This is a genomic window from Olivibacter sp. CPCC 100613 (genome assembly GCF_036959255.1).
GTDB lineage: Bacteria > Bacteroidota > Bacteroidia > Sphingobacteriales > Sphingobacteriaceae > Olivibacter.
Genome location: NZ_JAWMTI010000002.1, coordinates 819,395 through 843,289, shown reverse-complemented (window position 1 = coordinate 843,289; position 23,895 = coordinate 819,395). Strand labels below are relative to the sequence as shown.

Genomic DNA, 23,895 nt, shown 5'->3' with positions numbered 1-23,895 from the left:
GTGGGAATACCACGGATATCGATTGGTGTAAAGCACGTCAGCGTTCTTATGTGCCGTAGGCCTGTCTGGGATGCACAATAGAACGAAGTTTTGTGCCATGATCTATGATTTGCTATCTTGTACCGAACAAAGTCAGATACAAATAATAGATAGGACACTTTTTAAGTAAATCAAAATGAAAAGAAAAGATTTTATAAAGAACACGTTGATAGGTGCTGTCGGTATCAGCATAATACCAAGGCATGTACTCGGTGGACAAGGTTTTTTAGCACCTAGCGATCGGATTAATTTGGGGTATATAGGAACGGGAAAACAGAACACCTATTTATTGAGTGCCATCGCTAAATGCCCGGAAACAATGGTGCTCGCAGCGAGTGATGTAGATAAACAGAAGTTGCAGCATTTTGTGCAAGCCGCTGTTGCCGAAAATAAAAAAAAGACAGCGACTGACGTAACTACTTATGGACGATATCGTGAACTATTAGAGAGAAAAGATATAGACGCTGTCGTAATCGCTTCACCCGATCACTGGCATGCACAAATGGTGGTTGATGCCGCCAAGGCTGGTAAAGACATTTATTGTGAAAAACCCCTTTCATTGACAATAGCAGAAGGCAGGGCCATGGTTGATGCGGTTCGTAAATATAAGCGGGTTTTTCAGACAGGGAGCATGCAACGATCCCAACAATATTTCAGAGATGCTGCAAACTTGATAAGAAATGGCTATATCGGTGATATTAAAGAAATCAATGTTTCAATAGGAGGCCCCGTAAAGGCTTGCGATTTACCCTCGTTACCGATACCGGATTATCTAGATTGGGACAGCTGGATTGGTCCGTCTTTATACAGAGGCTATCATCCCACACTTTCTCCTCCTCTAGGTGATGAGAGTTGGGCCGGTTGGCGAAATTATCAAGGTTTTGGAGGTGGCTATGTAACAGACTGGGGGGCGCATATGTTTGACATCGTGCAATGGGCTTTGGATATGGATCGTTCTGGTCCGATTGAGTTTGTACCTCCACAACAACCACTTGCTCAGGAAGGTTTATATTTTAAATATGCGAATGGCATCCAAGTCAATCATAAAAGATGGGTAGATGGAAACGCCATCCAATTCGTCGGGACGGAAGGTACGCTGGAGGTAGCAAGAGAATTTCTTCGTTCAGCACCCGAATCGCTGGTTAACATTTCACTTAAAACAAGTGATAAAAAAGTATATCATAGTGAAAATCATTACCAAGATTGGATCAATGCCATTAAGGTTAGAAAACAACCCATAGTTGATGTAGAGACCGGACATCGTACCGCAACGGTTTGTAATGCGGTCAATATTGCATATGAATTGCAAAAACCACTGAAATGGGATCCCAAAAAAGAATTATTTGATAACTCTTATGCAAATGGAATGCGCTCACGACCGTATAGAGGAACCTGGGATTTTAATGATTTCTAAATTACATGTCAATTCATAAGGGAGCCCCACAAGGGGCTTCTATCTTCTGTCGCAGAATCCCCCTTCCTTTGCCGTAATCCCTACTGTTTTGCATTAATTAATTTACTACTTTTGTTAAGCCTAAGCGCATAAGAGCGATAGGCTCCTATAACTGAATGGATAAATAAATACTTAACAAGTTATAAATTAATGAATTATGAAAATTGTAAAAACCATTCTCTGTGTATTATTTGGTTTGATGTTTATCAATGCCGGCTTAGACAAATTTTTGCACTACATGCCTGTTCCTCCATTGGAAGGTGAAATGTTAAAGGTGGGGGAGGCCTTTATGCAAATCAAGTGGCTATTTCCTTTGGTAGGGGCCATTGAAGTCATTGGTGGATTACTATTTATCTTACCTAAAACAAGAGCTCTTGGCGCTATCGTCATTCTTCCTATTATGGTCGGTGTTATTTTACATAATGCGATTTATATGCCATCTGGACTGATGATTGCAGGTGTTATGTTTTTAATTAATCTTTGGGTGATTGGCGATAATTGGAAAAAATATCAAGTTCTTGTAAGCTAAGTATTTATACTAACATTAACCTGTCACTTCTTCCTGATCAGTTAAGTAAAACGAGTAGATTTAAGACGAGGCTCCTTTGGGAGCCTTTTTTAATATTGATTTCAACAGATGTCAATGATTGCCGGAATTCGATTCGGTTCCATCGTTTTCATATTTTTTCGATACATTTATCCCTTTGACGCTTCGGAGCGGATAAAAATTCCCTCTTGAAGACATTTGTTAACCAATAAAAAATATATGTTAGTAATAAATAATTTCGAAGAGTATGAGTCGCATGTCGGTGAAGGGCTTGGTGTTTCGGATTGGCATAAAATAGATCAGGCACAGATCGATAAATTTGCCGATGCAACGTTAGATCATCAATGGATACATGTAGATAAGAAACGGGCCGAAAGTGACGGGCCATTTAAAAGCACCATTGCTCACGGTTATTTAACCTTGTCATTAATTCCGTATTTATGGAAGCAGATTGCGGATGTACGGAATATAAAAATGGAAATAAATTATGGTATAGAAAACCTAAAGTTTGGCCAGCCCGTATTGGTTAATAATGAAGTTCAGTTAAAGGCAAAACTGATTTCAGCTGTCAATTTGAGAGGTGTGACGAAAGTTGTTATCGAGGCAACGCTTGTCATTAAAGATCAACCAAAACCTGCTTACTCCGGTAATGTGGTGTTCTTATATCATTTTATTTAAACATTTGAAACTGAACCCTCAAATGTAACACAACCTTATTTTTCAGGGAACAAAAGAAATGTAATTTGCTTGTTTTATTTGGCGGAAATTGTTGGATTTTTGTCTTTTCGGACATGAAAAATGAATGGTAACTTTGTTGAAAAAGATAAGGTTATGATTAAAGTTGCAATTAATGGATTCGGTCGTATCGGTCGTTTGACGCTCCGTGAAATGACGAATAATGATAAATTGGAAGTTGTTGCTATTAATGACTTAGCAGATCCTTCCATGTTATCGTACTTGTTGAAATATGATTCCATACATGGAAGATTTGAAAAAAGTGTCGATTATACTGAAAACGCCCTTCTTGTTGATGGGAAAAAAATTGCCGTATATACCGAGCGTGATCCACATAGGTTGCCTTGGGGCAAAGATAAAGTAGATTTAGTAATAGAATGTACTGGTATCTTCGAATCAAAGGAAAAAGCCAGTGCACATTTGGAAGCAGGGGCTAAAAAAGTAATTATTTCGGCACCATCTGACAAAGATGTCAAGACGATTGTTTTTAATGTAAATCACCAGCTACTTGACACGCAAGATGAACTAATCAGCTGTGCCTCTTGTACAACGAATTGCTTAGCTCCGATGGCGAAAGTAATAAACGATCATTTTGGTATCATCGTCGGACAAATGACAACCATTCATGCGTATACCAATTCGCAACCATTAATGGATACGCCAGATCCAAAAGTAAACTATCGTAAATCACGAGCAGCAGGCGACAGCATCATCCCTTATACTACGGGGGCTGCGAAAGCAATTGGCCTGGTTATTCCCGAGTTAGCCGGAAAACTCGATGGTTCGTCCCAGCGTGTTCCTGTCCATGCAGGATCGGTTGTTGAATTGTTTACTTTACTTGAGAAAGAAACGAGTGTAAAGGAAATCAATGCGACAATGCAAGCAGCAGCTAATGAATCTTATGGATATACTGAGGATTTCATTGTTTCTGCTGATACCCTTGGTATCCGTTATGGCTCACTATTCGATGCCACTCAAACAAAGATTGTAGCGGTCGGCGACAGGCAGTTGGTAAAAACGGTTTCCTGGTATGATAATGAAATGTCCTTCGTATCACAAATGGTCCGTACAGCAGTTTATTTCGGTGCATTATAAAGAGATCTTATTATCAGCTGGGGCGACTTTTTGTTGGGCCCGGCTGTTAATAAGTAATTGCGGATGCAAAGCTTTTACGATAATCACTCGGGGTTGTCTTCAAGTGGCGTAAAAACAAGCGACGTAATCCCTCAGTGCTTCCGATTCCGCATTCATCACAAATTTCATCCAGTGTTAATTGTGTTTCCTCTAGTCTTCGACGCGCCCATTCAAGTCGTATTTTTTCAACATATTTTGCTGGAGTCACCCCAGTTTCACGTAAAAAGACGCGTGCGAAGTTCCGTGGGCTCATGGAAACTTTTTCCGCCAAGAGTTCAACGCTTAATTCGCCGTCTAAATGATCAATAATCCAATCTTGGGCAACTTTAATGGGTTCGTAGTCCACCGTTTGATGCATGAGAATATTGCTGAACTGTGATTGGTTCCCTGGGCGTTTTAAATATAGAACCAATATTTTCGCTACCATAACGGCTACATCCCTTCCGAAATCTTCTTCTACGAGCGCGAGTGATAAATCCATGCCGGTAGAGATACCTGCAGAGGTGTAAACATTGCCGTCTTTGATGTAAATGGCATCTTTTTCCACCTTTATTTCGGGATAATATTTTGCCATTTTATCACAAACTTGCCAATGGGATGTCGCCCGCTTGCCGTTTAATATACCAGCTTCTGCCAAAATAAAAGCGCCTGCGCAAATGGATCCTATGCGGCGTATTTTATAACGATTTTCTTTTAGCCAACTAGATAGCTTCTCAGTTATCGAGTTATCGGCATCACCCTTTCCAGCAACTAAGACCGTGTCAATTTCGTAATGAATCGAGTCAATACCACCTTCGCAAACAATAGGTAAACCTGCCGATGTATTAACGATATTGGAGGAACCTGTGGAGAGTACATGAGTAACATAGGCTTTTTTTGTTATCGATTTCTGTTTCCTGACATAATCGGCTGCCTTCGTAAAAACCTCCAAAGGACCTGCTACATCAAGAATAGAAGTCATTGGCGGAACAATAATTACAATGTGTTTTGCTTTGTTCATGGCTTTTTAGAGAAACAAAAATAAGACAAGTAAATGGCAGACAAATATTTTTTTTATATTCTCTGCCATTTACTTGTCTTATTAATCGTTTAGTTGCTAGCCTGCTCTTTGGAAAAAAATGATGCTCATGATCATCGTCTCAAATTATGAAGCAATCATACCGCCAACGGATAATCTGACATTTGTCAGTATACTAGGGAACAATTTTTTATGATGGCGGCTCATTAAGTGATTTTACAAATTCGGTAGGAGTTTGGCCGGTCACTTTTTTAAATGTTGTATTGAAGGTGGTTTTAGAATTAAATCCCGCATGAGCGGCAACACCAAACATATCCAAATGTTTTGCTTGTCCAGAAGCCAATAAGTGCTTGACCTCTTCCACTCTCATTTCATTAATAAATTGATAAAAATTTTTCGATAAGCCATTATTTAGCACATAGGATAATTCATGAGCGCTGATTCCTATTTTCTCGGATAATAACGGTAGTGTAAGCCCTGGCTCGAGGTAGGGTTTCTCCGTTTTTATGTATCGTATCACATCCGTTTTGAGTGTGTCAACCTGTTCTGGCGTCAACCGCTCATACGTTGCTTTCTTACCGAGTACAATTTCCAGTTCTGGAAGCTGTGCAGGAAGAACTGGATAAATGACAGCTTGCTTCAATGAAAAATAGCTTAAAAAAACGACGCTTACAAAATAGATAACAGGAAAAAAGGTTGAAAACATTTCGAATCCGCTAGCAAGATGAATCACTTGCAAGAAAAGTACAATGAACAGTACATACTTTATCCATGTTAGATCGATTTTTTCAATGGAGGAAGAGATCATGCGTATGTTCCGTGCGTGAATATGCAGCTGCGCAAAACAAAGGAACCAATAGAGAAAAAATTGGAATAAAAAGAAATGGCGAATAAAAAGGGGTATCACCGTCGAAAACTCAGGCATTGTCCTCGTGGGATTAAAATGTTGCGGTATGATATACGTAATCGAAAAAAGAAAAAAAAGCGTAACGGGAAGAAAATGAAGGAATATAACGTTGGATTTTTTTGCAGGATTTACAAAATACAAGATGGCCAAATAAAAACAGGGAAGTAAGGCCCATCGAGGTAATTCCAGCAAATGAATGACAAAAGGGAAGCGATCACCTAATCCAAAGGCTTCAATAAATAGCTGCGTAAAAGTGCAAGCTAGAAGACAATAAAAAAATCCAAGCCATCGGTTTGCTTTCTCATTCACGCCAGGCACATTCATTAAAAAGAGAAAGGATAACAAGTATAAGCTACCGGCCGTAAAAGCAAAAAAAATATGTACTAATTCCAAATTTTAGATATTTCGTTACTGATGCTAATATAAGACACTTATAGATTTAAATAGCTGTTCTATGCTGCAAAAAAAGGAAACGGATTGGATTTTCGCGTTCGCTTGGATACAAGCGAACGCCATTTTAGGGTGTTTTTTTCAGATGATACGTTTTGAAATATCGATGATATCCTGTTATTGTTACTCCACCGTGTAGTGAAATTGGATATCATGCGCTTTAAGTTTCTTAGAAGAAAGGAGGCTCTTACCATATCCAAAACAACCAAGCTTCGATTCGGTGCGAAGTAGGAAGAAATATCCATCATTTTTCTTTACAGAAATACCGGGATGAAGGGTCATTTTTTTGGCTGACCAGCCCAGTGAGTCTGCTGGAATTTCAATAGATCCGAGTAGTAGCTCCGTCTCTTCCTTTTTATAAAAATCAATTATCAAATTAGCATCTGGATAACCACTTTTCAGCAAGGTAATTTCAAAATTAGTCAACCTCCCTGTCCGATTAGCAATAAAAGGTTGCTGACGTGTTTCGGTGTGGGTAATTTCACAAACAGCTTTGTAGGAATCGATGTCGTCCATATCGGTTGCTTTCTTTTCCCTGCTTACGCTAAAGTCTCTTATACATTTCAATGGTTTAATGGCTCCGTTTGGCTCAAAGGTCAGGGGTGCCCAATAGAAATTCGCGAGCGCTTCATTTTTTGCTGCGTTATTCCAAAGATCGCTACCATAGAGGAATAAGGTATCGCCGGGTAGTTTAATGGTCGCAACGAAAGAGGGTTGTCCTCCGCATGAGTTGTCGCTGATTTTTTTTGCTTCTGACCAAGGGCCTAGCGGTGATTTAGCGGTTTTGTAGGAGGTGCCTGTTCCTGCACAATAACCACAATTCGGATCTGAATACGTAATATAATAAACCCCTTTCCGTTTGAAAAGTCCGGGCGCCTCGGTTTTTCCTGCAGTAACTTTAGTAGCTACTTTGCCTGTTCCGCTTAAATAATCATCTGTTAACTGCTCAATGGCAATGGCTCCCTCTGCCCGCCAGTCCGTTATCGCTAAATATGCTGTTCCATCGTCATCCACAAATAGATCATGATCGCCATTATTTAATCCAGCTACTGGCTGATCCTTATTGATTGTTAGTTTCGGTTCTTCGACTTCAATAAAAGGACCAACGGGCGATTCGCTAGTAAAGACACGATAACCGATCACATTATCATATACATTGATCCATAAAACATATTGATTGTTCTTAGGGTTGTAAACTACATGTGGTCTAAAGCAACCATATGTTTTACCATCACATCTCGATTGCCACACTGGATTTTGGGCATCAAATAAAAAACCTTCATCTTTCCAATTTACCAAATCTTTAGAAGAATAACTTTTAAATCCGCAAAAGGGCGCCTTTTTGTTATTCCATTCAAAACCACAATCGTAACTTGTACCATACAAATAATAAACACCATTGAAATAAGCAATCATCCCGTCGTGTGCGTCTACTGCTTTTCCTAAATTATCGAATTTGGTAATCTGTTCTCCCGAAGGTGAAAAATTCTTCACTTGCGTTCGACCCAAAAAGGGAGCAGTGAATAGAAGAATAAACAGAAGATAGGTTTTGAACATAGGGTTATAAATTTAGTGAAAAGTGCAGGGAGGTCAACGTTAGCATATTTGTACGGTATTGACTTTTAGTAGTTTGCCTAATTTTTTGATTTTCGATGCCAGGTGACCTTTTCCAATTGCGCAATGATGGGCCGGACCTTCGGCATTCCATGCTTCAACAAAGTTTCTCGCACCAATAGCAAAGGAGTATCGGCTATTGGTGTTGCCTATTTCGAGAATATCACCCGGGACGGATTTCCCTTCGGCCATGATTAATTTAAGCGCCCCTTCGCCGTCCTCTACGACAGAAAGCAAGGTGACCGGCCCGTTTTTGACAGACATCTCGACCGAAAGACCGTTACCTACTTTCCCATGGTAAACTTTTAATGGTTTCACTTTAACTTTCCCTTCCGCTATCTGGGGATGGCATGGTCCATCGTGTCCCATTAATACCAGGTCTTCGTTAAAATCCATGGCATAATATTCAGTAAAGGACCCCCCCGCGCCAAAACTATCCATGATCTTCATCGCTTGTACATTTTTGATTTCATACTCACCTGCCACTGGAATGTGCTTTCCTGTCAATATTGAATTACCTAAAATAACCGAAGTCGCTGTGTTTTCATTAGCTTCGTTTCCGCTGCCCTTATGATAATAGGCCAAGGAACCCAGTTTATATTTATCCACAAGTTTGTCCAATGCTACAGCGGTTATAGCTGCCCGTTGGAGTTCTTCTGAAAGACAATCCTTTTGTACATCAAAAATCTGAACTATTTCCTGTAATTTAAACTCGAGTTCTGTTGTTGTCACCCCTTCTCTCAAATGCGATAATTCATCGATCTCCAATATTTCTATGTGGCCGCCAAATGTGGCACATTGCAAGGTTAAGTCAGTATAAATATCCATCATGCCACCATAGTAATTACCCATAACTCCCATTCGATTGTAGTACATTACTTTGGCTACCCTCGCTGCTTCTATCCATTCCTCTATTTCATTCCATACATGTGGATCATTTTGTAAGATACCTGTAATTTGAAAGAAAGGAATTTTACAGCGTCTAAATACGTTGGCTATCTCAGGAACCGGGCAAGCAGAACAATACGCAAGCCATTCGCCTGTCATCTTTGTCCGATCTTGTAAGCGATTAAATGCTTTATAATCAATATTGGCATTAGGAGACAGGTTTAGAATAATGACAGGTACATTGGCCTTCTTAACAATGGGCAATACAGTCGATGACAAGGCGTAGGTGGTAACGTAGAGCATCAATAAATCGACGTCTTTCTTTTTAAAATGATCGCCTGCTTCAAAGGCTTTTTCCGGTGTATCAATTAGGCCGAGATTAACGATTTCTGTGTTAAGAGCTGCTAATCCCGTAGCAACCAATTCTATTTGGTTTGATAATCGGTCTTTTAAACCATCGAATTGCGCCCAATAGGTTTCCAATCCGATACCGAATAAACCTATCCTAACCTTTGTTTTCATACCCATTTTCATCTTGTTGTTTACAATCGGTGTTGGTTTTATAATTTTTAATCTGTTATCATTAGTCTTCACAAACCTAAAAAAGGGTAAACATTAAAAAAATCGACATTTTGATATTTTAAATACATTTTGTGATTTTTTATCTGGAATGTTCATTCATATTAGTATGTTTATTTTTACTTGGTCAATTGAAAACATAGATGATCGATTTTTTCAAATATCTCCCCGTAAGTCGAGAAGATGAAAAATGGGGGTTAACCGTTCTAAACGTAGGTTGTACGCGAGTAAAAGCTACTACTGATTATCCATTGGCAAGCCACCCCGCAGGTTATAACTTCAATAGAACAGGTTGGCGTATTTTGCAAGAGTACCAACTTATTTATATTATTAAGGGACAAGGCGTTTTTGAGTCGGCAAGTTGTAAGTCAACTATGGTAAAAGCCGGGACAGTACTTTTCCTTTTTCCGAATGAAAAACATCGATATAAACCGGATAACAGAACAGGTTGGGATGAATATTGGGTAGGCTTACAAGGGTCCGTTATTGACAATTTGTTGTTATCAGGTTATTTGAAACGGGATAGTCCATGTATTTATATCGGTTTCAATGAACAGGTATTGGACGTTTATAATACGATTATTGAACATGCCAAATTGGAAAAACCAGGTTATCAGCCTTTGATAGCAGGGGCCACATTACACCTTTTGGGCATCTGCCATGCTATTGCAAAACAACGTATCACCGGCACGAAAGAAGATGAAGGGGTCATCGAGAAAGCGAGACTCTTGTTTCGTTCGAATATTAGTACAAGCTATTCACCCGAGATGGCCGCTGCCGAATTGAATGTGGGGTATTCTTGGTTTCGGAAATTATTCAAGCTTTATACCGGACTTTCGCCTGGTCAGTATTACCTGCAATTGAAAATAGACAAAGCGAAAGATCTTTTGGCAAATAGCGATCGATCGGTTAAAGAAATAGCGACTGACTTAAACTTTCAATCGAGTTTTTATTTTTCAAAAATATTTAAAGATAAAACAGGTTTACGACCTACTGAATACCGAAAAGAAACAAATTTTTAAACCCTTAATGATGTTGAGTCATTGCCAACAACCGTGCTTAGGTAAGCGTTATTCTTTCACTTCATCCAAACGTTTGCCTTTTGTTTCGTGAACAAAAAACCATAAGAATACAAAATATACAAAGCAAATGCCCGCGAATAGGATGAAGGTTTGACTAGCGGAAAATTTATCGATCAAAACGGGAAATGCATAGGTTAACCCAAAGCAGGCAATCCAAAGCATGGTGGAGGAAACGGAGATAGCGAGTTCTCTGACGTTAGTGGGGAAAATCTCTGCAATCAGCACCCACGTTACAGGTGCTAACGTTGCAGCATAAACGGCAATGAAAGCCAAAACGGAGGCACTTAAAAGATATCCGGAGAACAGTTCATGCTTGAATGCATAAGCAATAAGGAGTAACAGTAAGACCATTACTCCCGAACCGAAAAGCATCAAGCTTTTACGCCCTAGCCTATCAACCAGCTGCATGGCAATCAATGTGAAGATTAGGTTAATACCGCCAATTAGTATCTGTTGAAAGAGCTGATCATTGACGTTCATTCCCGCTTTGCCAAAAATAACAGGCGCATAAAATAGAACTGCGTTAGCCCCTGATATCTGTTGGAAAATAGCGATCGTGATTCCCAAGAGCACTAGCGGAAAGATACCCTTTTTGAACAAATCCATAAAAGAAGGCTTCAACGAAGGTGTTTGCCGGTATCGGCGAATAAGTTTGATTTCCAGTTCAACTTCTTTTGGAGGAAGGAGATGCTTCAACACCTGTTCCCCTTTATCCTGGTAACCTTTTATGATGAGCCACCGAGGGCTTTCGGGTATAAGGAATATGCCAAGGAAGAAAAAAATAGCTGGTACAGCTCCACTGGCAAACATCCAACGCCAATTATCAGTTACTGGAGCTAATAAATAGTTGGAGAAGTAAGCTAATAGAATTCCAATCACAATGGCCAGTTGATTGATTGAAACCATTTTTCCTCGCATATTGGCTGGACTTACTTCAGCGATATAAAGAGGGGAGAGTACAGAAGCGCCACCTACCCCAAGTCCCGCGATGATGCGCCAGCAGATTAATGTCGTTGTTTCCGCAGCCAATCCCATCATCATAGAAGAAAAGGCAAAAAGAACGGCCGCAATAATAAGGGGCTTTTTTCGACCAACCCTTTCCGTAAGCCAACCTGTTAATAAAGCCCCGAAAATGCAGCCAATGTATAGGGAACTGGCTATCCATCCTAATTGTTCGGCGTCTAATTGAAAGTGGGGTTTAATAAATGGAATGGTTCCGGAAAAAATAGCAATATCAAATCCAAATAATAAGCCACCCAAGGCTGCCACTAAGCTGATCAAAACCGTATGACGGTGATTTTTATCCATGCGAATATCAAGGTCTATATTTGTTAGCTAAGCTAGTAAATCAATAAGTGTTCGCAATGGAATAAACTCCGTTTAGCATGGATTTTTTTCTGATTATGGATGCATCGCCCAACGATTACGGTAATTTTTTGGCGATATACCCATATGACTTCTAAATAATCGAGAAAAATAATAAGGATCGTCAATGCCTATGGCCAACGCAATTTCAAAGACACGGTGATTGCTAAACTGAAGCAGATGGCAAGCATGTTGTATTTTTAAATGATTGAAATATTCAATGGGTGAGTAGCCCGTTGTTTTATGAAAGACACTGGAAAAATGGGAGACCGATAAATGTACGTGGTTTGCTATGTCTTTTAGGGTAGTGGCTTCAGCGATACGATTTTTAAGAAAACGGATGGCTTGATCGCTTATGTTTACATCTTCTTTTTCTACATGATCGTTAAAACGCTCAGTCAGTAAGTAGCCACTTAAATAATAAGGGAAAGTTAAAGCGATGAATTCGATATTTTCCTTACTATAACCCTGTTGTAAAGTACTGTATATTTTGTCGAACAGATAGCGGTATTGCTCGCTGAACATTACCTTGTTCTTTTGTTGAAGCATACGTTCATAGAGTCGTTTACTAATAGCTGCGGCTTGTAAACCCTTGAAATGTACCCAATAAATCGTCCAAGGATAGTTTGGATCTGCGCGATAGACGTGTTTTGTCTTGGCTGGGATGATAAGGTATTCGCTTGGACCAATGCTTATCTCTTTATCATGGATTGTTGCCGTTCCGCGTCCTTCCACACAGTGGATTAAAATATGTTCCTGTGCGCCTTCTTGCCGGTCGCGATAATGATGTCGAGCCTTTGGGTAGTAGCCAATGTCGGTAACATAGAATTCCTTTGTAAAAGGTGTTTTCTCGTATTGTTCTAAGATTTTTGGAGGTAAAATGATCGCACGTTCCCCTTCAAACCCCTCTTGTTTTTGAATCATAATGGTTGGTTTTGTTTAGCAATTTAAGAAAATAATCCATTGTTAAAAATGATTTCTCCATTTTCGACTATCTGGTAAAGACTAATTTTGTTTCTAAAACCATTATAATCTCATGGACGCAGATGTTAAAGCTTGGATCGAACAGATCTTTATTCCGACGTACAGTATAGGTAAGCCCGAAAAAAATCCCATGTTTTTGGAAAAAAGAATCTATCAAGGAAGTAGCGGCGTGGTGTATCCGTACCCAGTTATTGAAAAAATTCTTGATAAAAAAGAGGACAAGGTTTATACCGCCTTGTTTTTAGAAAATGACTATCTTAAAATTATGGTTTTGCCTGAGCTGGGAGGGAGGGTACAAATGGCCTACGATAAGCTCAAACATCGCCATTTTATATATTACAATCAGGTCATTAAACCCGCTTTAGTTGGACTCACCGGTCCTTGGATTTCGGGGGGTATCGAATTCAATTGGCCACAACATCATCGTCCAAGTACTTTTCTACCAGTAGATTATATTACCGAAGAACGGGCGGATGGAGCTAGGACGATATGGGTAAATGAACTTGAGATTATGTTTAGAACAAAGGCACGGGTTGGTTTTACCCTTTATCCTGATAAGGCTTACCTTGAAGTGGAAGCACATTTATCGAATAGAACATTATTTCCGCAAACCTTTCTTTGGTGGGCCAACCCTGCAGTGAAAGTTAACGATTACTACCAATCAATTTTTCCGCCTGATGTACATGCCGTTTACGACCATGGGAAACGAGATGTATCAACTTTCCCGATCGCAAAGGGAGTCTATTATAAGATGGACTATTCACCTGGTACGGATATCTCTCGTTATAAAAATATACCTGTTCCTACCTCATTTATGGCTGTAAACTCCCGATATGATTTCATGGGGGGATATGAACACGATGTACAAGCAGGTATGTTGCATGTAGCAAACCACCATACGGTCCCCGGAAAGAAGCAATGGACATGGGGAAATGCAGATTTCGGTCGAGCTTGGGACCGTAACTTGACGGATGCTGACGGCCCTTACATCGAACTAATGACGGGGGCTTATACAGATAATCAACCCGATTTTTCGTGGTTGCAACCGAATGAAAATAAAACTTTTCTACAATATTTTATGCCCTATAGCGATATAGGAGAGGTAAAAAATGCAACTAAAGAGGTGGCGGTGCATTTTGATAAGCAAGGCGAATTTTTCAGCTTGGGTGTTTATGTAACTGCCGTATATGAAAATGCGCGTATTTTAATAAAACGAGATGGAAATGTACTAGTCACGCGCGAGATAACTTTATCACCTAAAGCGAGTTATATGGAGCAACTATCCTTATCAGACTGCGCACCTCTACATACTTTTCTGGTTGAAATATATGATGAGTCAGGCAATTTACTGATTCGCTATCAGCCGGATGAGCTGAAAGAGAAAGAAATTCCTTCCCCTGCTACGCCTGCACCAATGCCCGAGAAAGTATCAAGTACAGAAGAGCTTTACTTGCATGGTTTACACCTGGAGCAATATCGTCATGCAACTTTTGATCCAAGACCATATTATCTAGAGGCATTAAAACGTGATGCCGGTGACCTTCGTTGCAATAACGCGATGGGTTTGTGGTTTTTACGCCGTGGTATGTTTACTGAAGCCGAGCAATATTTTCGTGTTGCTAAAGAGCGTTTATTCATCCGCAATACCAATCCCTACGATAGTGAAGTGTTGTATAACCTAGCTTTAGTATGTCTGTTCAAGAAACGTTATGTCGAAGCATACGAATTATTTTACAAAGCTGCCTGGAATGCCGCTTGGAAGGATGTTGCCTATTTTATGTTGGCTAGAGTTGATCTGATTCAGGGCAATATGCAGCTTGCATTGGAGCACATACAGGCATCGCTGGAACGCAATGCAAAAAGTAGTCGGGCGCTGCATCTTCAAGTCGTTATACTGGTTAAGTTAGGGCGTTTAACGGAAGCCTTGCAAGTAGCTAACAGTGCACTGACGACGGATCCCTTCAATTATGGTCTTTACTTTGAAAAACAAGGTGTTCTTGAAAGGCTAGAACGCGAAAGGGAAGCGCTGGAGACCAAAGAACGGGCGCTACATTTAATGAGGGGAAATATTTCTACTTTTATAGAATACGCATTAGATTACAAGCAAGCAGGATGTTATCAGGAAGCTGTCAGTTTACTACAATGGATTGCAGGTATCGGCGAAACGGATCCACTGTTCAATTATCATTTAGGTGCTATTCTGGCAGAACAAGGTAAGGTAGAAGAGGCTATTTTTTATTTTGCAAAAGCAGGTGTCTGTTCGTCTGATTATTGTTTTCCAAATCGAGTGGAAGATATGCTCGTATTGGAGCAAGCATTGACCTATAACCCAAGGGATGCAAAAGCGTACTACTATCTGGGGAATTATTGGTATGACAAACGTATTCATCTCAAGGCGATTGCGCAATGGGAACAATCAAGCACATTAGATCCTGGTTTTCCAACGGCTAAACGAAATTTAGCACTTGCCTACTATAATAAGTTAGCGGATTACGAAAAAGCACAAGTGCTGTTGGAAGATGCCTTTTCCTTGGATAATTCGGATGCTCGGATATTGATGGAGTTAAACCAGCTACATACATTACAACAGGTGCCTTTGGCGAAGCGGCTGTCGTTTTTAACACTTCATTTTGCCTTGGTTGAGACACGGGATGATTTATATTTGGAATATATCACACTCCTGAATTTATTAGGGAGGTATGAAGAAGCATTTGCCTATCTTAAGAGCAGAAAATTTCATCCCTGGGAGGGAGGTGAAGGGAAAACGACAAGTCAATATTTAACGGCGGGACTTGAACTTGCAAAGGAGGCCTTGCTATCCCATGATCCGACAAGAGCACTGGAACTTTTAGCGGGCTTGGAGGTATATCCCGAGAATTTAGGAGAAGGTAAATTACCCAATATACCCGAAAATGATATTCACTATTTAAAAGGTATCGCGTATGAAAATATGGGTGATACTTTAAATGCGAACATCTATTTCAAGCACGCAACGATTGGTGAAGAGAACCCTGTTCAAGCTATCTTTTATAATGATCCCCAACCTGATAAAATATTTTATCAAGGGCTCGCTTGGTTAAAGCTCAACGATATAAGAAAAGCCAACGAAATATTCGGCAAATTGTCTGCTTTTGGCGAGCTACATGTAGAAGATCGGATCGCAATCGATTATATGGCTGTTTCACTACCCGATTTGCTCGTGTTCGAGCAAGATCTTTCACTCAGAAATCGTATCCACTGCTTATACATGCTAGGTTTGGCGGCACTCGGTTTTGGACACCTTGAAAAAGCACAACAATATTTTGATGAGGTCCTTCAGTTGAACAATAGCCATATGGGGGCAACGATTCATCAGAAGATGATCGCCTTATTAAAATTTCTGAACGCATTACCGGAATAGACAGTTGGGTCAAAAGAATATTTTCCATCTTTTGCCCACAATTGTCTATTTTTTTGGCTCCCTGGAGACGTAGTTTTGCAATACCACGAGGCTATCATTTAACCAAAATAAATCTTTTATGCAACCAATTAAATCATGTCTCAACCAGAAGGATGCAAGGCTTTTGTCTAGGACAATTCTTTGTATATTTTACCTGGTCCTTCCGCTGATATTAAGCGCACAGGAAAAGGGGGAACACATCCTACGAGGTCGGATTACCGACCCTGTGGGACAAGCCATCCCGGGAGTTTCTATTGTTGTTAAGGCAAAATCAGCTAAAGGAACATCGTCCGATGCTTCGGGTAATTTTCAATTAAGCGTTAACTCCCTGGATATACTGATAATAAGTGCTATCGGTTATGTTACACAAGAAGTGAAAGTAGGTGAACAACAAGTTGTCAATATTCAACTTAGCGCTGATAATAAGGCGTTGGACGAAGTCGTAGTCGTTGGTTATGGTACGCAAAAGCGGTCTAACATAACCGGAGCAATTGCATCCATTTCCGCAGAAGATATTGTTTCCGAGGGTTTCAGTAACGTGGGGCAAGCTATCCAAGGCAAAGTTGCCGGTGTGCAGATTGAATCAGGTGGTGGAAATCCCGGGTCGGGTGTGCGCGTGTTGATCCGCGGAACGGGATCGCTGAACAATAATAATCCATTGTATATTGTTGACGGTGTACAGGTTGATAACATCAATAATATAGCACCTAGTGATATTGCTTCCATGGATGTCCTAAAAGACGCTTCAGCCGCGGCTATATACGGTTCACGCGCAGCAAATGGTGTCGTTCTGGTCACGACAAAATCAGGGAAAAAAGGCGATAACATCATTGCTTTAAATGCCTATTATGGTTACCAAAAACTAGCCAAGAAATTGGATGTTTTAAATGCACAGGAATGGGCTTCTGTTAGCAATGCAGCGCACGATAATGCAAGTTTAGCACGTTTGGAAATTGCAGATAACTATGCGCAACTTGCAGATGTTGACTGGCAGGATGAGATCTTTCATCAGGCACCTATGCAAAATTATAATCTGAATGCAACGGGTGGGGGAGAAAACTATAATTATAATATTTCAGGTGATTACTTAGGACAGGAAGGTATTGTCCGCACAACCGGCTATGAACGATATAACCTGCGCATCAAATCAGATTTTACCAAGGGACGGGTAAAAATTGGTGAAACCATTATTCTCTCTGATGAAAAGTGGCGTAATATGTCAACGGGTTGGGGTGGTCAAGGTGGTGGCCCTGTCGGCGCCGCACTTAAAATGATTCCTGTTTTTAACGTTTATGATCCAAATGCTATCGGCGGTTTTGCCGGTGCATATGGCCCGGTAGTTAACGTAGCTAATCCTGTCGCTCAACTGCATTTGGATAGGCCGGAATATGCTGCTGCTAATGCGCTCATTAATGCCTATGCCGAAGTAAGTATCATCGATGGGTTGAAATACAAATACAATGCAGGCTATACCCGTACATACGGAAAAGATTTTGCTTATCAGCACCCTTATGAAGTTGGAACGTTGTTTATCAATCGAATGGCTAATCTATATGAACGGCGGACGGAAAAGCAAGTTATATTACAAGAGCACACGTTAACTTATGATAAACAATGGAACAAACATAGCTTGCAAGGCATGGCTGGTTATACCTATCAAAATTCCAACTATCGTGAGCTAAGTGGACGTAAAAGCGGAATGCCGCGGGGCATTGAGGTACTCGACGCAGGAACAACCAATACCGTTACAGGAAGCAACGCACTTGAAAATACGTTAATCTCTTATTTTGGAAGACTGATCTATACCTATGATGACAAATATACATTAACGGCCATTATCCGTAGAGATGGTTCTTCTCGATTCGGTGAAGATTATAAATATGGTAATTTTCCTTCCTTGGCAGCTGCTTGGAATGTGTCGAATGAGTCTTTTTTTAAAGACGCGATCCCTTCAGTCAGCTCATTAAAAATACGGGCAGGTTACGGTAAGCTCGGTAACCAGGAAATTTCAGATTATCAGTTTTTAGCTAATATCAACCCAAATATAAATTATGTAATCGGTAGTGATCAACAATTGATGCCCGGAGCTACACAGGTTGCATTTGCTACACCTGATATACGATGGGAAAGTTCGGAAACCTATAATGCGGGCTTAGATTTGGGCCTCTTTAACAATAAACTCGCACTGATAGCCGACTATTTTGTAAAAAATAGCAATGATATTCTTTTGCAAGTTCCTATACCGCTGTCCACAGGCGCGAGCGCTGCAAGCCCATACGTTAATGCGGGGAGTATCCGTAACAAAGGTTTCGAAGCAGATCTTTCTTTCTCCGACGAAAAAGGGGATTTTTCTTATGGCATTAACGCAACTTTCTCGACGATCTCAAATAAGGTACTTGCACTGGGAAGTGGTTCTCAGCAGATTTTCGGTGGACAACCGACACATCATGGTGCTTCTGCAACTGTAACTCAGGCCGGCTGGCCTGTGGGTGCCTTTTATTTAATTCATGCAGACGGTATTTTTCAGTCAGAAGATGAAGTACAGCAACACAACCTAAACGGTCAGTTGATTCAACCGAATGCTAAGCCGGGTGATATCCGTTTTTTGGATGTCAATGATGACGGTAAAATCGATCAAAACGATCGGCAATACGCAGGAAGTCCGAATCCTAAATTCAGTTATGGTTTTGGTGGAAATTTGCGATGGAAGAACGTTGACCTTAACTTGTTTTTTCAAGGCACCTACGGTAATAAAATCTATAATGGTTTACGGCAGGATTTAGAAGGCATGAATCTAGAATTTAATTATCTGAGAACGACACTTGATGCCTGGACACCACAACATACTAATACGGATATGCCAAGAGCTGTTATCAATGATCCTAATCTAAACAGTCAGACCAGCGATCGTTTTCTTGAAAGCGGGTCCTATTTACGACTTCGTACAGTGCAGGTCGGTTATACATTGCCATCAACTACATTGGAATCTTTGAAGATCAATAACTGCCGGTTTTATGTCAGCCTCGATAATGTTTTTACTGTAAGCAAATACAAAGGATATAATCCTGATTTGGGAAGAACGGGGAGCATATTAAATAGAGGGGTCGATTTCGGCCACATTGCTTATCCATTGGCAAAAACGGCTATGCTAGGTGTACAGGTTTCTTTTTAACAAGTTAAATTCAAGAACATGAATACTGAAAATATTGTACAAATGAGGCGCATATTTACCTTGATAGGGGTAATTGGTGCGATGGTGCTTCTAATTGGTTGTACGGATAAGTTATCATTGGAGAATCCCAATACACAAACCGATGCCAATTTTTGGAAAAATGAAGAAGATGTTTTAAGTGGTTTAGCGGCTACTTATAAAGTATTAAAAGACGTTAATCGTGGCTATTTTGGTGTACGTGGGGTAGAATTGTCAAATGGAAGGGGGGATGATTTTTTCATCCGAAATGACGTACAGTCGCTTTATCAGTTATCCACGTTCACCAACAATCCGACGACTACTACACCGAGAGATCTATACGATGGATTTTTTAGAGGAATCTTTAGGGCCAATCAAGTTATCGAAAATACCCCCAGTGCCGAAATCGACGAAGAGAAAAAGACAGCATTGATCGCCGAAGCTAAATTTTTACGAGCGTTGAATTATTTTTATCTGATTATTAATTTTGGCGATGTACCCCTCATTTCGTCCGTACCAAAAGAACGCGATCAATATTTTACATCACCTGCCAAGCAGGAAGATCTCTGGAACTTTATTATTACCGATCTTAATGAGGCAAAAAATGCCCTACCTCTTAACTATCCAGATGAATATATTGGCCGGGCCACGAATGGTGCTGCTATTGCCATGCTAGGTAAAGTATATCTCTATATGGAGCGGTGGGAAGAGGCAGCAAATGAATTGGATATTGTAACGAAGGCTCCATACGATTATACCTTGTTGGATAATTATGAACAGAATTTTATGGCTGCATATGACAACAATAAAGAATCCTTGTTTGAGGTTCAGATGCAAAATGTAGGCGGGCCACAACCCTGGGCAGGAGAGAACGCGAATGAGTCGCAGGGCACGACAGTAGCACAAGAATTTGCACCCGCAGAGGTTGCAGGTTGGTTTGAAGCCTTTCCAACCAATAAAATCTTTCAAGCTTTCCAGCAAGAGAAAACCATAGACGGTGATTTCGATGCACGCATGTACGCTTCATTGGTATGGGACTATCCGGGAGCACAATATTATAATCGCCCCTTTTCGTCTTTCAAAAAGCAGTTTGGTTTCAACGCAATGATCCGTAAGTATCAGAATTGGCGAAATAATGACGAAGGAATATTTATTTCAGAGAATAACGAAAAGGTTATTCGTTTTGCGGATGTTTTACTGATGCGTGCGGAAGCTTTGATCCAATTGGGACGTATGAACGAAGCCTATCCGCTTATAAATCGGGTTAGAATACGTGCTAAACTTGCCCCACTGCCAGCAGGCAAAGATCAACAAGCCCTGCTTGAGGAGATTATGCACCAGCGCATGTTGGAATTTTTTAGAGAAGGATTGCGATTCTACGACCTGAGACGTTGGGGCAAACTTGCAGACGAAATTGCCGCAAGTGACAAAGAAGGACGTCAGTTTTTAACACTTCCAAGACATGAGTTATTTCCTATACCACAAGACGAGTTGAATACAAACCCAAATATGGTGCAAAATCCTAATTGGTAACAGTCCTTATTAATCTTAAATTTAAAAAACGATTAAACGACCATGAATAGATTGCTCTTATTATTTTGCATTGTATTGTTTAGTACCTGTCGTGTTGATAAATCAACGCAGCGATATGCTGATCTCACAGGCGAATGGTCTTTTTCGCTTGATACGGCTGACCTTGGCGAACGAGAGAAATGGTTTGCCAAAGCTTTACAGGAGAAGGTGAAATTGCCGGGTTCAACGACCACCAATGGCAAAGGTTTTGATATTAGTGTTCATACACCATGGACAGGAGGTATTGTCGACTCCTCTTATTTTACGGATACGGCTTATGCTCCCTATCGTCGCGAAGGAAACATCAAAGTGCCGTTTTGGTTACAACCAGTAAAGTATTATAAGGGTGCTGCTTGGTATCAAAAGGAAATCCGAATACCAGATAGCGCTTATCAAATGGGTGCGGAGCTTTTTATTGAACGTGTACATTGGGAAAGTACAGTCTGGTTAGATAGCATGAAATTGGGTACCGAAAATAGCCTTAGTACGCCTCATCGCTTTTTGTTCAAAGGAAATCTCTCGCCTGGAAGACACCTGATAACTATTCGTGTTGACAACCGGGTTAAATCGATTGATGTTGGTCCTAATGCACATAGCATCACTGATCATACACAAAGCAATTGGAATGGGATGATCGGAGAAATTAGCTTGGAGCCTCTGAAAAAATATCGTATAGAAAGCCTGCAGGTTTTTCCTGATCTATCCAAAAAAAGTGTCACTGTCCATGCACGTATTCGGAATATGGGTGAACCGGTAAACGCTTCCTTGCTACTTCACGCAATCGAAAAGGGAGGAAATAAGCTGAATGATATACAACAGACACTGACCCTTTCAAATGGTGCCAATGAGGTGAAGATAGATTACCCGATGGGGAATACGATTAAAACGTGGGATGAATTCAATCCGATTTTGTATACATTGGTAGCTGGTTTGTCAGTGGATGGAAAATCATTCGGATATCAAACCGATTTTGGAATGCGTGAGGTCGCGGTTCGCGAGAAGGAAATCACCTTAAACGGACGGCCCATTTTTTTACGGGGGACCTTGGAGAGTGCAATTTTTCCACTTACCGGTTATCCGGCAACCGACGTCGAATCTTGGGCGAAAATTATCAATACCTGTAAATCATACGGGTTGAACCACCTTCGCTTTCATTCCTGGTGCCCACCCGAAGCAGCTTTTAGAGCTGCTGATAGCTTAGGTATGTATCTTCAGATCGAATGTGCGTCTTGGGCAAACCAAGGAGCGACAATTGGTGATGGCAAACCCTTGGACAATTATATCTATCGCGAAAGCGAACGCATCGTAGCACAGTATGGAAATCACCCTTCATTTTTATTGATGGCCTATGGGAATGAACCGAGTGGGAAAAATCACGTTGCTTATCTTCGAAAATTTGTAGAAACTTGGAAAGCGAAGGATGAAAGACGCCTATATACAACAGCTGCCGGTTGGCCTGCTATTGCAGAAAATAATTACAATAATATACCTGAACCTCGAATACAGGCTTGGGGGGATGGTTTGAACTCCATCATTAATAAACAAAAGCCACGGAATGATTACGATTGGCGAGACCGTATTGCCCGGTTCGATATTCCTACGGTAAGTCATGAAATTGGCCAATGGTGCGTATATCCCGATTTTAAGGAGATAAAAACTTATACAGGTGTCATGAAAGCAAAGAATTTTGAAATTTTTCAAGATCGTTTACGTGCATCTGGAATGGACAGTTTAGCCGAGAAATTTTTGCAAGCATCCGGTAAACTACAGACCTTATGCTATAAGGCCGATATCGAAGCGGCCTTGCGTACCCCCGGCTTTGCGGGCTTTCAATTGTTGGATTTACACGATTTTCCAGGCCAAGGTACTGCCTTGGTAGGTGTTTTAAACGCGTTTTGGAAAGATAAAGGTTACGTTGATGGAAAAACCTATAGTCAATTCTGTAATAGTACTGTACCGCTGGCCCGATTTGCAAATTTTATCTATACCAATGATCAATTATTAAAAGTTCCTGTTGAAATCGCACATTATGGACCGGAAGAGAAAGATAATGTTCGTGTTAAATGGCAAATAATTGATGAAGCACAACATGTTTATGCGACGGGAAGCCTTTTACTGAATAAGCTAAGGTTTGGAAATAACCAAACTGCGGGTGTGGTCTCTATGGATTTGAAGAAGGTAAAAGAGGCTAGGAAATTAATTTTACAGGTAACTTTGGGCCAGTATACAAACCAATGGGATTTTTTCGTCTTTCCAAAAACTTTACCACGTTTAAGTGATGAAGTATATGTAACGGCCCGTTTCGATCAGCAGGCGAAGGAGGTATTAGCGAAGGGAGGAAAGGTACTGTACTCAATCGAAAAAGGGATGCTTAAGCAGGATAAGGGAGGGGATGTTGCATTGGGCTTTTCGAGTATTTTCTGGAATACGGCCTGGACACGTGGACAGGCTCCGGTTACACTTGGACTACTTTGTGAACCTCATCATCCGGCCTTTCAATATTTTCCTACGGAGTTTCACTCCAACTGGCAATGGTGGGACGCGATCACACATGCGAATGCCATGCGGTTAGACCGAATCAATCCAACATTAAAACCAATTGTGCGTGTAATTGACGATTGGTTTACCGCCCGACCTTTGGGGTTGGTTTTTGAGGCTAACATCGGGAAGGGAAAGTTGTTGGTTTCTGCAATTGACTTATTAACAGATCGCCAAAATAGGCCCGAAGCGAGGCAATTATTGTATAGCCTCGGCAATTATATGCAATCTTCTTCCTTCGCTCCCAAGACGAGCTTGCAGCCTGACGAAATTGTGCAGTTGACAGAATAAATAACAGGTAGTGTCCCTGATTGCAGGGACACTACCTGTTATGTAAAGATGAAGGCTAGCTGAAATTTTC

The 23,895-nt window shown here is 40.7% G+C and carries 15 protein-coding genes; 9 read left to right on the top strand and 6 right to left on the bottom strand.

The annotated features are described in order from the left end of the window. Positions 1 to 175: 175 nt before the first annotated feature. The 4 genes from RYH73_RS10010 to gap all read left to right on the top strand — a co-directional run bounded on the left by RYH73_RS10010 (position 176) and on the right by gap (position 3,869). Positions 176 to 1,453 carry a Gfo/Idh/MocA family protein gene (locus RYH73_RS10010; RefSeq protein WP_335313281.1) on the top strand — a complete coding sequence of 426 codons (1,278 nt, stop codon included), beginning with the start codon at positions 176 to 178 and terminating at the stop codon, positions 1,451 to 1,453. A gap of 196 nt (positions 1,454 to 1,649) precedes the next feature. Beyond that, positions 1,650 to 2,021 carry a DoxX family membrane protein gene (locus RYH73_RS10005; protein WP_335313280.1) on the top strand — a complete coding sequence of 124 codons (372 nt, stop codon included), beginning with the start codon at positions 1,650 to 1,652 and terminating at the stop codon, positions 2,019 to 2,021. Positions 2,022 to 2,258: 237 nt separating this feature from the next. Then, the gene (locus tag RYH73_RS10000) at positions 2,259 to 2,717 is read left to right on the top strand and encodes a MaoC family dehydratase (RefSeq protein WP_335313279.1); all 459 of its coding nucleotides are present in this window, start codon (positions 2,259 to 2,261) and stop codon (positions 2,715 to 2,717) included. A 153-nt stretch (positions 2,718 to 2,870) separates the two neighbouring features. Beyond that, complete coding sequence (gap, locus tag RYH73_RS09995; RefSeq protein ID WP_335313278.1) at positions 2,871 to 3,869, top strand: type I glyceraldehyde-3-phosphate dehydrogenase; 999 nt, start codon at positions 2,871 to 2,873, stop codon at positions 3,867 to 3,869. A gap of 46 nt (positions 3,870 to 3,915) precedes the next feature. Here the strand turns inward: gap and RYH73_RS09990 are convergent, their stop codons facing one another. From RYH73_RS09990 to RYH73_RS09975, 4 genes are all read right to left on the bottom strand, one after another. Then, complete coding sequence (locus RYH73_RS09990; protein WP_335313277.1) at positions 3,916 to 4,908, bottom strand: GlxA family transcriptional regulator; 993 nt, start codon at positions 4,906 to 4,908, stop codon at positions 3,916 to 3,918. A gap of 208 nt (positions 4,909 to 5,116) precedes the next feature. Beyond that, positions 5,117 to 6,226 carry a helix-turn-helix domain-containing protein gene (locus tag RYH73_RS09985; RefSeq protein ID WP_335313276.1) on the bottom strand — a complete coding sequence of 370 codons (1,110 nt, stop codon included), beginning with the start codon at positions 6,224 to 6,226 and terminating at the stop codon, positions 5,117 to 5,119. 180 nt (positions 6,227 to 6,406) lie between these two features. Next, positions 6,407 to 7,840, bottom strand: coding sequence for a family 43 glycosylhydrolase (locus tag RYH73_RS09980; RefSeq protein WP_335313275.1), 1,434 nt, complete (start codon positions 7,838 to 7,840; stop codon positions 6,407 to 6,409). Positions 7,841 to 7,879: 39 nt separating this feature from the next. Continuing rightward, positions 7,880 to 9,307 (bottom strand): arabinose isomerase, encoded by a 1,428-nt coding sequence (locus RYH73_RS09975; protein WP_335313274.1) that lies wholly within the window; start codon positions 9,305 to 9,307, stop codon positions 7,880 to 7,882. Between the two features lie 200 nt (positions 9,308 to 9,507). Here RYH73_RS09975 and RYH73_RS09970 point away from each other — a divergent pair, with 200 nt between their 5' ends. Next, a complete protein-coding gene (locus tag RYH73_RS09970) occupies positions 9,508 to 10,386 on the top strand; it encodes an AraC family transcriptional regulator (protein WP_335313273.1) in 879 nt (292 codons plus the stop codon). 48 nt (positions 10,387 to 10,434) lie between these two features. Here RYH73_RS09970 and RYH73_RS09965 read toward each other — a convergent pair whose 3' ends face one another. Together RYH73_RS09965 and RYH73_RS09960 are read right to left on the bottom strand one after the other, a co-directional pair. Beyond that, positions 10,435 to 11,754 (bottom strand): sugar porter family MFS transporter, encoded by a 1,320-nt coding sequence (locus RYH73_RS09965; protein WP_335313272.1) that lies wholly within the window; start codon positions 11,752 to 11,754, stop codon positions 10,435 to 10,437. Between the two features lie 93 nt (positions 11,755 to 11,847). Next, entirely contained in the window at positions 11,848 to 12,735 is an 888-nt protein-coding gene (locus RYH73_RS09960; RefSeq protein WP_335313271.1) for an AraC family transcriptional regulator, read from the bottom strand. A 112-nt stretch (positions 12,736 to 12,847) separates the two neighbouring features. Between RYH73_RS09960 and RYH73_RS09955 the strand changes: the two genes are divergently transcribed. From RYH73_RS09955 to RYH73_RS09940, 4 genes are all read left to right on the top strand, one after another. Beyond that, complete coding sequence (locus tag RYH73_RS09955) at positions 12,848 to 16,195, top strand: DUF5107 domain-containing protein (protein WP_335313270.1); 3,348 nt, start codon at positions 12,848 to 12,850, stop codon at positions 16,193 to 16,195. A gap of 118 nt (positions 16,196 to 16,313) precedes the next feature. Continuing rightward, a complete protein-coding gene (locus RYH73_RS09950; RefSeq protein WP_335313269.1) occupies positions 16,314 to 19,406 on the top strand; it encodes a SusC/RagA family TonB-linked outer membrane protein in 3,093 nt (1,030 codons plus the stop codon). Between the two features lie 18 nt (positions 19,407 to 19,424). After that, on the top strand, positions 19,425 to 20,957 hold the full coding sequence (locus tag RYH73_RS09945) for a RagB/SusD family nutrient uptake outer membrane protein (protein ID WP_335313268.1): 1,533 nt from the start codon (positions 19,425 to 19,427) through the stop codon (positions 20,955 to 20,957). Positions 20,958 to 20,999: 42 nt separating this feature from the next. Further along, the gene (locus tag RYH73_RS09940; RefSeq protein WP_335313267.1) at positions 21,000 to 23,825 is read left to right on the top strand and encodes a sugar-binding domain-containing protein; all 2,826 of its coding nucleotides are present in this window, start codon (positions 21,000 to 21,002) and stop codon (positions 23,823 to 23,825) included. Positions 23,826 to 23,895: the final 70 nt, after the last annotated feature.